Source organism: Kitasatospora albolonga, assembly GCF_039535905.1.
In the GTDB taxonomy this organism is placed as follows: Bacteria; Actinomycetota; Actinomycetes; order Streptomycetales; family Streptomycetaceae; genus Kitasatospora; species Kitasatospora albolonga.
The window spans coordinates 39,917-51,038 of record NZ_BAAAYB010000095.1; the positions used below are offsets into that span (position 1 = coordinate 39,917).

Here is an 11,122-nt window from a genome sequence, read left to right on the forward strand (position 1 = left end):
GTGAAGAGGGGATCGACGGGATCCGTGCGTGCGCCATCCGTCGCAGGTGGGAGCGGGGTGCCGCCCCCACCTGGCGGGGGGTCAGGATTCCTTGGTCCAGATGAGCTTGCGGCCGGTCTCGGCGGGGGCGGTGGGGGTGTAGTCCACCGTGCGGTCGAGGTGGTAGCCGAGGCGGCGGGGGATGGCGGCGCTGAGGTGGTTGGCCTCGTCGCAGCGGATCTCGACGCGGGTGATGCCCGGGAGGGTGAGGGCGGCCTCGGTGAGGGCGGCGGCGGCGTTGGTGGCGATGCGGCGGCCGGTGTGGGCGGCGGAGACCCAGTAGCCGATCTCCAGGGCGCCGGGGCCGATCCGGCCGTGCAGGCCGAAGGCGCCGACCACGCTGCCCGGGTCCTCGTCGAGGCCGGCCAGGTACATGAAGTCGGTGCCGTCCTCCCAGGCGGTGATGCCGGCCAGGGCGAGCTCGCGGGTGTGCTCGGGGGTGGGGGCGGAGACCGCCCACTCCATCCAGGGGCTCAGGTGGTCGAGGTTGGCCACGGTGGCCTCGTTGAGACGGTCCGAGTCCGCGAGGGTGCGGCGGCGCAGGTGGACGCCGTCGGGGAGGGCGATCAGCTCCGGCGGGCGGCCGGTGGTGAGGGGGGCTGGTGAGGGGGCGGCTTCGGGGGTGGTCTCGCTCATGCGCGGATTATGCCTTCCCTTTACCGCCCCCGACCAGGGGGTTTCTCGCTCAACGGACTCCCGTGCCGGTATTCCGGACGGACTGTCAGAGTCGGACCAGGACCTCGTCGAGTGGCTTGCGGTGGAGGTCGGGCACCCGCGCGCCCTCGGCCGGGTAGCCGACCGGGATGACGTACGCGGCGCGTTCCTCCTGGGGGCGGTCGCAGACCTCGTTGAGGAACTTCATCGGGCTCGGGGTGTGGGTCAGGGTGGCGAGTCCGGCCTGGTGGAGGGAGGCGAGCAGGAAGCCGACCGCGATGCCGACCGACTCCTTGGTGTAGTAGGGCCGGGGCGAGTCCGGGCCCTTGTGGACCTCGAAGACCACGATCACGGCCGGGGCGTCCTCGAGGAAGGGCTTGTGCCAGTCGGTGCCGATCGGGGCCAGCGCGGCGAGCCACTCCTCGGAGGCGCGGTGGTCGTAGAACTCGCGCTCCTCGGCCTCGGCGGCCTCGCGCAGGCGCCGCTTGCGCTCGGGGTCGGTGATCACGACGAAGCGCCAGGGCTGGACGTGCGCGCCGCTGGGCGCGGTGGAGGCGGTCCGGATCGCCCAGTCGATCACCTCCTCGGGGATCGGCCGGGTCGAGTAGTCGCGGACGGTGCGGCGCTGGTCCATCACCTCGTGGAAGGCCTGGGTGCGGGCGGCCGCCTCGTGGGCGGGCACGGTCATGGGGTGGAGCGGCACGGTGGGGTGGGTGGCCGCTTCGGTGCTGTCAACCATGGCGCACAGCACAGCACATGACGGGGTGTCGGGGGAAGGTCTGGACCACAGTGGTTCCGGAGCGGTTCAGTCGGTGCGGCCGGCGCCCTGGGCTGGGCGGGCCCGGACGTGCATCCGCTCGCCCTGGGAGCCGAACAGGCTGAGGAACTCCACCGGCTGGTCGCCCGCGTTGGCGAAGGCGTGCGGGGTGCGGGTGTCGAACTCGGCGGCCTCGCCGGCCTTGAGGACGAGGTCGTGCTCGCCGAGGTGCAGCCGGAGGCGGCCGGAGAGCACGTAGAGCCACTCGTAGCCCTCGTGGGTGCCCTGTTCGACCGGGGTCCCCGCGGGCGAGGGCGTGCGGTCGGGCGGGATGACCATCTTGTAGGCGTGCATCCCGCCGAGGTTCCTGGTCAGCGGGATGAAGGTGCGGCCGTGCCGGGTGAACGGGCGGGCGTGGATCCGCGGGTCGCCGGTGGCGGGGGCGCCGACCAGCTCGTCCAGCGGCACCCCGTACGCCTGGGCCAGCGGGAGCAGCAGCTCCAGGGTGGGCTTGCGCTGGCCGGACTCCAGCCGGGAGAGGGTGCTCACCGAGATGCCGGTGGTATCGCAGAGCTGGCTCAGGGTGAGGTCGCGGGCCTGGCGCAGCGCCCGCAGGCGGGGGCCGACGGCGGTCAGCACGGGTTCGAAGTCCATCCGTCCATTTGCTGCTTCGGCAAGGTTCTTTGTCAATCGGACGGGGCCGGGTGCAGGCTCGGGGACGTGGAAGGGAGGCCGGAGATGGCACACGGGACGAGGTCGGAGACGGAGCCGGGGACGGAACGGTACGACGTGGTGGTGGTCGGCGGCGGTGCGGCCGGCCTGAGCGGGGCGGTGACGCTGGCCCGGGCCCGGCGCTCGGTCCTGGTGATCGACGAGGGCCGCCCGAGGAACGCCCCGGCGGACGGGGTGCACGGCTACCTCGGCCGCGAGGGCACGCCGCCCGGCGAGCTGGTGGCGGCCGGCCGGGAGGAGCTGCGCGGCTACGGCGGCCTGGTCCGGCAGGGCACGGCGGTGGCGGCGGAGCGCCGGGCGGACGGCTTCGTGGTCCGGCTGGCGGACGGCGGGGAGGTGGCGGCGGCCCGGCTGCTGGTGACCACCGGCCTCGCCGACGGGCTGCCGGAGCTGCCCGGGCTGGCCGCGCAGTGGGGGCGGGGCGTGCTGCACTGCCCGTACTGCCACGGCTGGGAGGTCCGGGACGAGGAGATCGGGGTGCTCTCGACCGGTCCGTTCGCGGTGCACCAGGCGCTGATGTGGCGTCAGTGGAGCGAGCGGATCACCTTCTTCCGGCACACCGGGCCCGAGCTCGACGCGGAGCAGCGCGAGCAGCTGGCGGCGCGGGGCGTGGTGGTGGTCGAGGGAGAGGTGACCGAGGTGGTCAGCGGGGCGGACGGGCGGATGTCCGGGCTCCGCCTGGCGGACGGGCACGTGGTGCCGTGCCGCGCGATGACGGTCACCACCCGGCTGGCCGCCCGCGGTGGCGGGCTGCTGGAGTCGCTCGGCCTGGAGGCGGTGGAGCAGGAGCGGGACGGTCACGTCTTCGGCACCCACTTCGCGGCGGACCCGGTGGGCGCGAGCGCCGTGCCCGGGGTCTGGCTGGCGGGGAACGTGACGGGGCTGATGGACCAGGTGGTGGCCGCCGCGGCGGCCGGCGTACGGGCCGGGGCGGCGATCAACGCCGACCTGACGGCCGAGGAGACGCGCCGCGCGGTCGCGGCGTACCGAGCGGGACGAGAGGGAGAGCGCAGCATGGGCGAGCACGGACACGGACACGGTCACCAGCACGGGCACGGGCAGCAGCACGGGCAGGGCGGCGGGGCGGTGGAGGAGTTCTGGGACGGCCGCTACGGCGAGAGCGAGCGGATCTGGAGCGGGAACCCGAACCCGACGCTGGTCCGGGAGGCGGCGGAGCTGACCCCCGGCCGGGCACTGGACCTGGGCTGCGGCGAGGGTGCGGACGCGCTCTGGCTGGCCGAGCGCGGGTGGACGGTGACGGCGACCGACGTCTCGAAGGTGGCGCTGGAGCGGGCCGCGGAGCACGCGGCGGCGGCCGGGCCGGAGGTCGCGGCGCGGATCGACTGGCAGCGGCACGACTTCGGGGTCTCGTTCCCGGAGGGCGAGTACGAGCTGGTCTCGGCGCACTTCCTGCACTCGCCGGTCGACGTGGAGCTGGACCGCGACGCGATCCTGCGGTCCGCGGCGGCCGCGGTGGCCGTCGGCGGCGTTCTGCTGGTCGTCGGGCACTACGAGCACCCGTCCTGGGCGCAGGACCGGCACCCGGGGATGGTCTTCCCGACCACGGACGAGGTGCTCGCGGCCCTTCGACTGCCGGACGGGGACTGGACGGTGGAGCGCAGCCAGCTGGAGCCCCGGGACTTCCCGGCCCCCGACGGCACCCCGGGCACCCGGACCGACAACCTGCTCAGGGTCCGCCGCAATCGGTAATGCCGGGGGCGCGGGGAACTGCGCGAATCGGAAGGCGGCCCACCTGCAACTGAACCACCGTCAGCCAGTTGCAGGTGCGCCGTTCCCCTGCGCGCCCACGCGGCGGAGCCGCACATCAACAGAGCCCCGCGCCCCTGCGGGGCGCAGCCCGGGCCTCAGAGTTCCACGACGCGGCCGTCGGCGACCTGGAGGCGGCGGTTGACGGTGACGGCGTCGAGCATGCGGCGGTCGTGGGTGACCAGCAGGAGCGTGCCCGTGTAGGAGGCGAGGGCCGACTCCAACTGCTCGATGGCGGGCAGGTCGAGGTGGTTGGTGGGCTCGTCCAGCACCAGGAGGTTGACGCCGCGGCCCTGGAGGAGGGCCAGGGCCGCGCGGGTGCGTTCGCCGGGGGAGAGGGTGTCGGCGGGGCGCAGGACGTGGGCCGCCTTGAGGCCGAACTTGGCCAGCAGGGTGCGGACCTCCTCGGGGTTGGCGTCCGGGACCGCCGCCTGGAAGGCGTCGAGCAGCGGCTCGCCGCCGAAGAACAGCCCGCGCGCCTGGTCCACCTCGCCGACCAGGACGCCGGATCCCAACACCGCGCTGCCGTCGGTGAGTTCGAGCCGACCGAGCAGGGCCGCCAGCAGGGTAGACTTGCCCGCGCCGTTGGCGCCGGTGATGGCGACCCGGTCCGCCCAGTCGATCTGGAGGTCGACCGGGCCGAAGGCGAAGTCGCCGCGCACGGCCTTGGCGCCGCGCAGGGTGGCCACCACCGAGCCGGAGCGCGGGGCGGAGGCGATCTCCATCCGCAGCTCCCACTCCTTGCGGGGCTCCTCGACCACCTCCAGGCGGTCGATCATCCGCTGCGTCTGGCGGGCCTTGGCGGCCTGCTTCTCGGTGGACTCGGTGCGCATCGCGCGCCCGATCTTGTCGTTGTCGCTCGACTTGCGACGGGCGTTGCGGACGCCGTTCTCCATCCAGCCGCGCTGCATCCGGGCCCGGGCCTCCAGCCCGGCCCTGGTGTCGGAGTACTCCTCGTACTCCTCGCGGGCGTGCCGACGGGCCACCGCCCGCTCCTCCAGGTAGGACTCGTAGCCGCCGCCGAAGTGGTTGACCTGCTGCTGGGCGAGGTCCAGCTCCAGCACCCGGGTGACGGTGCGGGTGAGGAACTCGCGGTCGTGGCTGATCAGCACGGTGCCGGCGCGCAGGCCCTTGACGAAGGTCTCCAGCCGCTCCAGGCCGTCCAGGTCCAGGTCGTTGGTGGGCTCGTCGAGCAGGAAGACGTCGTAGCGGGAGAGCAGCAGCGAGGCCAGCCCGGCCCGGGCGGCCTGGCCGCCGGAGAGGGCGGTCATCGGCAGGTCGAGGCTGATCTTGAGGCCGAGCGAGTCGGCCACCTCCTCGGCCCGCTCCTCCAGGTCGGCGCCGCCGAGGTCCAGCCAGCGGTCCAGGCTGGTGGCGTAGTCGTCGTCGGCGCCGGGGCGGCCCTCGACCAGGCCCTCGGTGGCCTCGTCCAGCGCGGCCTGGGCGGCGGCCACACCGGTGCGGCGGGCCAGGAACCCGCGGACCGACTCGCCCTCGCGGCGCTCCGGCTCCTGCGGCAGGTGGCCGACGTTGGCGGTGGGCGGGCTCAGCTTGAGCGAGCCGCCCTCCGGGGCGGTCAGCCCGGCCAGCAGCTTGAGCAGGGTCGACTTGCCCGCACCGTTGACCCCGACCAGCCCGATCACGTCGCCGGGGGCGACGACCAGGTCCAGGCCGGAGAAGAGGATGCGGTCGCCGTGGCCGGCGCTCAGGTCCTTGACTACGAGAGTGGCACTCATGATGCGGCCGATTTTACGGGCCCTGCGGGCACCTTCCGAATAATCCGTTGCGGGCCCCGCCGGGCGGCTCCTACGGTGGTCCCCGGCTCGCAAGCAATCCCAAGACTGGAGAAGGCCGTTGCACTACTGAGGTCCTGAGACACCGTTCCCGCCGTGATGACGTCACCTCCGGCGGTGCGCGTGCGCGACCTCAGCGGAGTGCCCTGCCCTCGCTGCCGTGTGCCCGTATCGGTGTCTCCCGTGTGCCCATCCACCACGGCGACCATCCGGGAGGCCAACCATGGCGCAACCCACCACCGTTTCCATCCGCTGCACCGACCTCTCCTTCGAGTGGCCCGACGGCCGCAGCGTGCTGCACGACTTCCAGCTCGTGGTCGGCCCTGGCCGCACCGGGCTGATCGGCCTCAACGGGGCCGGCAAGTCCACCCTGCTGAAGCTGCTCGCGGGCGAGCTCGCCCCGACCTCCGGAAGTGTCCGCATCGGCGGCGAACTCGGCTACCTGCCACAGGACTTGACCCTGGACACCACCCAGCGGGTGGACCAGGTCCTGGGCATCCGGGAGGCCCGCGAGGCGCTGCACGCGATCGAGGCGGGCTCCGTCGAGGAGCGCCACTTCACCACCGTCGGCGACGACTGGGACGTCGAGGAGCGCGCGCTGGCGACCCTCGCCGGGCTCGGCCTCGGCCGGCTCGACCTGGACCGCACCGTCGAGGGGCTCTCCGGCGGCGAGGCGGTGCTGCTGAACCTGGCCGCGCTGCTGCTGCGCCGCCCGGACGTGCTGCTGCTCGACGAACCCACCAACAACCTGGACCGGCGCGCCCGTTCACTGCTGTACCAGGCGGTGGAGCGCTGGCACGGGGTGCTGGTGGTGGTCAGCCACGACCGGGAGCTGCTCCAGCACGTCGACCAGATCGCCGACCTGCGGGACGGCTCCGTCACCTGGTACGGCGGCAACTTCGCCGACTACGAGCGGACGGTGGCCGCCCAGCAGGAGACCGCCGAGCGGCTGGTGCGGGTGGCCGAGGCCGATGTGCAGCGGCAGAAGCGGGACCTGGTCGAGGCCCGGACCAAGCTGGACCGCAGCGCCAGCTACGGGCGGAAGAAGAGCTTCGAGCGGAACGACCCGAAGATCATTCGAGGGGCGCTCAAGCGCAAGGCCGAGGTGACCGCGGGCAAGGTCACCGGCCTGCACGAGGAGCGGCTGGCGGAGGCCAAGGAGCGGCTGACGGTGGCCGAGGAGGCCGTCCGGGACGACGCCGAGATCCGGATCGACCTGCCCCGCACGGCCGTCCCGGCCGGGCGGACGGTGCTCAGCCTGGACCGGGTGCGCCTGGTCCGGGGGCCGGCCGTGCCGGTCTCGCTGGAGCTGCGCGGGCCCGAGCGGATCGCGCTGCTCGGCCCCAACGGGGCCGGCAAGTCCACCCTGCTGCGCACGATCGCGGGGGAGGTCCCGTTCGTGGAGGGCCTGCTGGACACGCCGGTGCCGGTCCGTCACCTGCCGCAGCGGCTCGACCTGCTGGACGACGCGCTCTCGGTGGTCGGCAACGTCAAGGCCTTCGCCCCCGGGGCGGGGGACAGCGCGGTCCGGGCCCGGCTGGCCAGGTTCCGGTTCCGCGGCGCCCGGGCGGAGCAGCCGGCCGGGACGCTGTCGGGCGGCGAGCGCTTCCGGGCCACCCTGGCCGCGCTGCTGCTGGCCGACCCGCCGCCGCAGCTGCTGCTGCTCGACGAGCCGACCAACAACCTCGACCTGGCGAGCGTGCGTCAGCTCACCCAGGCGCTCTCGGGGTACCAGGGGGCGCTCGTGGTCGCCAGTCACGACGTGCCGTTCCTGCGCGGGATCGGCGTCACCCGCTGGCTGGAGCTGGACGAACGGGGGCTGCGCGCGGTCGACCCGGCCTGACGGGCGGCCGCCCGGCGAGGAAGGGGTACCGGAGGCCTGTCGGCCGCCGGTACCCCTTCGGTACCATCGGGGCCATGCCTGCGCTCAACATCGAGTACACGGAGCACGAACTCGCCGCCATCCGCGAGGCGGCGGCGGCCGACGGAAAGAGCGTGAAGGCCTACGTGCACGACCTGAGCGTGCGGGAGCAGCAGCGCCGGATCTTCGTGAACCGCGCGGTGGCGTTCTGGAACGAGCACGTCGAGGAGTTCGACGCGGCCTTCCCCGAGGACGCGCCGGAGACCGGCAGTGCGGAGACCGGCAGTTCGGTGGCGGGGAGCCCGGTGGCGTGAGGACCGTGCTGCTCGTGGACATCCGGTGGCTGCTCGACGTCCAGGAGCAGGCCTACCCCGAGGACCTGACGGTGAGTGACTACTCGGCGCTCCAGGCCGCGGTGGCCCGCCACCGGGTCAACACCGCCCAGCTCGGCCACGACCCCGACCCGGCCTGGCGGGCGGCCGCGCTGATGCACACCATCGTGCAGCTGCGCCCGCTGCCGGTGCGCAACAACCTCTACGCCTGCATGACCACCGCGGCCTACATGCACGCCGCCGAGGAGGGCATCGACCCGCCCTACGGCGCCCTGGTCGAACTGGCCCGCGACGTCGCCGAATCCCGTGCCGACATCTTCGCCGCCGCCGACCGGATCAGGTCCTGGCGGATCTGACCCGGCCCGCACCCGGGGGCCGGCCGTGACACCGCGTCAGCTGCCGCCGCCACCGGTGGAGCCGCCGTGCCCGAGCGCGCCGAAGGGGATCCCGGCATGGTGGTCCTCCGGCGGAAGCGGCTTCCGCCGGAGCCGCCGGACGAACAGGTCCACCGGGACGGCGGGAGCCAGGACCTCCTGCAACTCCCGGTGCAGGGCAGCGGTGTCCGTGCCCCAGGGCAGGTGTACGGGTGCGATCCGGCCGTGCTCCAGCAGGACGGTCAGGATCCTCGTGACGGTCCCGGGGGACGGGTCCCCGTCGTACGGTTCGACGATCGTGTGGTCGATCCGGACGTGCCGCAGGCCGGTGAGCGGCTGCGGCCGGGCCCTGCGGACGGCGCGGACGCCGCGGACCACGGTGAAGGCGGTCGGGGCGGGGGCGGGGGAGAGCCGGAGCCGGTGCACCTCCAGGAAGAGGACCGTGTACAGGTACAGCGCCGTCATGACGACGACCGCCAGCCCGCCGGCGATCCCGGTGGTGACCAGCACCGGCCCCCACCCCGTACCCGCGAACAGCATCACCGCGGAGACCGGGAACGCGAGGAGTGCGCCGAGCCCGAACAGCAGCGGCACGGCGCACGCCGCCCGGAGGGATCCCCGGGCGGCGTGCCGGAGCGACCCGTCACCCTCCCCGAGCACCAGGTCGATCACCTCGGGGTCCGAACGGTCGATGCTTCCCGTCTTCATGACACGACGTTAGAGCGGTGCCGTGCCGCGGGGAAGGGAGCTCGGGGGGCGCGCGTCCGGCGGAGCCGGCGTGGTTCGGGCCCACGGGTTCAGGCCTGCGGGGTTCAGGCCGGCAGGACCGTGACGTCGTCGCACCAGCCGTAGCCGGTGCCGCTGCGGGCGTAGCAGTAGATCCGGGCGCTGGTGGCGGACGGACCGGTGGTGAAGGTGGTGGTGCCCTGGGTGTACGTGGTGCCGGTGAAGGCGGCGCGCGTGGTGGAGCCGGCGGTGTCGTACTGCTTGACGCCGAGGGAGAGTTCGGTGCCCGCGGCGGAGACCTTGCCCCAGCCGGAGAGGCGGTAGGTGGTGTTCGGGGCGAGGGTGACGACCTGTTCCGCGGCGGCCTGGGCCGGTCCGACCTTGGCGGCGCGTGCGCCCGAGTGGGCGTTGGCGGTGTCCAGGGTGACGCCGCCGTAGGAGGTCCAGGGTGAGAGGGTGGCGTCCTCGAAGCCGGGGTTGCGGACGGCGTTCACCGGCGTGGGCGGGGTGCAGGCGGCGTCGTCGAAGGCGGAGAGCTGGGCGAAGCCCCGGTCCGGGCGGCAGACGGCGGGGACGGCGCTGCCGAAGTAGTCCCGCCCGCCGTTGCCGACGATCGGCGAACCGGTGCGCAGAGCAGGGGAGTTGGCGGACAGCCGGTAGTCCTCGGGGGCGGCGCCGCCGGGGTTGGCGAAGAGCGGGTCGGCGGTGGACTTCTCCGGGTCGGCGGGCTCGTTGGCCGGGTGGTTGCCGTGCAGGGTGTTGGCCTGCCAGGTGTAGTCGGCGGCGGTGTAGTTGGTGAAGCCGCCGGTGCCGAGGTTCTGGAAGACGTTGTTGGTCAGCCGGGTGACGGTGGAGCCCGAGCCGTCCTGGATGATCGCGGCGGTGGAACCGGCGGGCAGGTAGGCGGTGTTCTGGTACATGCGGGCGTTCTTCTCGCCCACCGCGTACAGCCAGCGGCTGCGGTCGTCCACGCTCAGGTTGTGGCGGACCACGGTGCCGGTGGAGCTGGAGCCCGCACCGCAGGCACCGCAGAACAGCATGAAGCCGCCCTCGTTGTGGTGGCTGTAGTTGTACTGGAAGAGGGCGTCGTTGTTGCCGTAGTCGGAGTCGAAGGCCATCCCGTCGTTGTTGTCGGCGAGGCGGCGGACGTGGTGCACCTCGTTGAACTGGACGGTGGTGGCGTCGGAGTTGATGGTCCAGATGCCGGCGTTGGATCCCATCGGGCGCATGGCGATGTCGTAGGCGGTGTTGTGCTCGACCAGCGCGTGGTCGGCGGCGCGGACCACGATGCCGTCGCCGCCGGTGTCGCTGATGGTGTTGCCGCGGAAGACGATCCGGGTGGAGGGGCGCCAGTTGACGGTGGTTCCGCAGCCGTCGCCGGTGCCGTAGGAGGGGCGGCACATCCAGGTGGAGCGGTTGGTGAGGCCTTCGCGGTCGACCTTGTGGATGCGGGTGTTCTGGACGAGGGACGTCGTCGAAGTTGGTGGGGGTGGCCAGGCCCGAGACCCGGAACTGGATGCCGTTGGACCACTTGGTGGCGTCGCCGTTGACGTCGTGGACGTAGAGGTCGTCGGCGAGGTAGTGGGTGCCGACGCCGTCGGGGAGGTCGGCGATCTCCACCAGCAGGCCGTTGCGTTCGCGCTTGGTGGCGGCGGGGTCGGGGAAGGTGATCTCCAGCTCGCGCAGCTCCCACTGCTCGACGTTGTAGAGGTGGACGGCGGCCTTCTCGGTGGAGGCCGGGTCGCCCTGGACCACGGGACGGGAGGTGGAGGTGCCGTAGCCGGACAGGGTGACGGGGGAGCCGGCGGTGCCGGAGCCCTGGGGCTTGAGGGTGCCCAGGCAGGTCGCGCCGCGCCTGAGCAGGAGCTGGTCACCGGGCCCGAAGAGGTGGGGCGTTGGCGGCGGCCAGGTTGTTCCAGGGGCTGGCGGCCGTGCCGGTACCGTTGGTGGGCGCGGAGCAGTCGAGGTAGTGGGCTCCCGCGGCGGCCTCGGCCGCCGGAGCGGCGGGGGAGGACGGCGGCGGTGACCGCGAGGAGGGTGAGGGCTGTGCGAGGCAGGAGCATGAGTGGGGTGGACTCCTTGAGCGG

10 protein-coding genes and 1 pseudogene are annotated in these 11,122 nt (G+C 73.3%); 4 read left to right on the forward strand and 7 right to left on the reverse strand.

Annotated features, from left to right (window positions below):
- Nucleotides 1-81 precede the first annotated feature (81 nt).
- The 3 genes from ABD946_RS23755 to ABD946_RS23765 form a co-directional block, all read right to left on the reverse strand.
- Entirely contained in the window at nucleotides 82-675 is a 594-nt protein-coding gene (locus ABD946_RS23755) for a GNAT family N-acetyltransferase (RefSeq protein WP_345286778.1), read from the reverse strand.
- Nucleotides 676-760: 85 nt separating this feature from the next.
- A complete protein-coding gene (locus ABD946_RS23760) occupies nucleotides 761-1,432 on the reverse strand; it encodes a nitroreductase family protein (protein ID WP_345286780.1) in 672 nt (223 codons plus the stop codon).
- A 66-nt stretch (nucleotides 1,433-1,498) separates the two neighbouring features.
- Nucleotides 1,499-2,104 carry a helix-turn-helix domain-containing protein gene (locus ABD946_RS23765; RefSeq protein ID WP_345286782.1) on the reverse strand — a complete coding sequence of 202 codons (606 nt, stop codon included), beginning with the start codon at nucleotides 2,102-2,104 and terminating at the stop codon, nucleotides 1,499-1,501.
- An 84-nt stretch (nucleotides 2,105-2,188) separates the two neighbouring features.
- Between ABD946_RS23765 and ABD946_RS23770 the strand changes: the two genes are divergently transcribed.
- Complete coding sequence (locus tag ABD946_RS23770; RefSeq protein WP_345286784.1) at nucleotides 2,189-3,892, forward strand: FAD-dependent oxidoreductase; 1,704 nt, start codon at nucleotides 2,189-2,191, stop codon at nucleotides 3,890-3,892.
- 155 nt (nucleotides 3,893-4,047) lie between these two features.
- Here ABD946_RS23770 and ABD946_RS23775 read toward each other — a convergent pair whose 3' ends face one another.
- Nucleotides 4,048-5,685 (reverse strand): ABC-F family ATP-binding cassette domain-containing protein, encoded by a 1,638-nt coding sequence (locus ABD946_RS23775; protein WP_345286786.1) that lies wholly within the window; start codon nucleotides 5,683-5,685, stop codon nucleotides 4,048-4,050.
- A gap of 280 nt (nucleotides 5,686-5,965) precedes the next feature.
- Here ABD946_RS23775 and ABD946_RS23780 point away from each other — a divergent pair, with 280 nt between their 5' ends.
- From ABD946_RS23780 to ABD946_RS23790, 3 genes are all read left to right on the forward strand, one after another.
- Nucleotides 5,966-7,585: an ABC-F family ATP-binding cassette domain-containing protein gene (locus tag ABD946_RS23780; protein ID WP_345286788.1), complete on the forward strand. Its 1,620-nt coding sequence runs from the start codon at nucleotides 5,966-5,968 to the stop codon at nucleotides 7,583-7,585.
- A gap of 74 nt (nucleotides 7,586-7,659) precedes the next feature.
- On the forward strand, nucleotides 7,660-7,917 hold the full coding sequence (locus tag ABD946_RS23785) for a hypothetical protein (protein ID WP_345286790.1): 258 nt from the start codon (nucleotides 7,660-7,662) through the stop codon (nucleotides 7,915-7,917).
- Nucleotides 7,914-8,291, forward strand: a complete 378-nt coding sequence (locus tag ABD946_RS23790; RefSeq protein WP_345286792.1) for a toxin Doc — start codon at nucleotides 7,914-7,916, stop codon at nucleotides 8,289-8,291. Before ABD946_RS23785 ends, ABD946_RS23790 begins: the two co-directional genes overlap by 4 nt.
- A 36-nt stretch (nucleotides 8,292-8,327) precedes the next feature.
- On the opposite strand, the gene ABD946_RS23795 is transcribed toward ABD946_RS23790, so the two are convergent.
- From ABD946_RS23795 to ABD946_RS23805, 3 genes and pseudogenes are all read right to left on the reverse strand, one after another.
- Nucleotides 8,328-9,017, reverse strand: coding sequence for a hypothetical protein (locus ABD946_RS23795; RefSeq protein ID WP_345286794.1), 690 nt, complete (start codon nucleotides 9,015-9,017; stop codon nucleotides 8,328-8,330).
- A gap of 104 nt (nucleotides 9,018-9,121) precedes the next feature.
- Nucleotides 9,122-10,438: a carbohydrate binding domain-containing protein gene (locus tag ABD946_RS23800; protein WP_345286796.1), complete on the reverse strand. Its 1,317-nt coding sequence runs from the start codon at nucleotides 10,436-10,438 to the stop codon at nucleotides 9,122-9,124.
- 467 nt (nucleotides 10,439-10,905) lie between these two features.
- A pseudogene (locus ABD946_RS23805) lies at nucleotides 10,906-11,122 on the reverse strand (hypothetical protein); the annotation flags it as partial.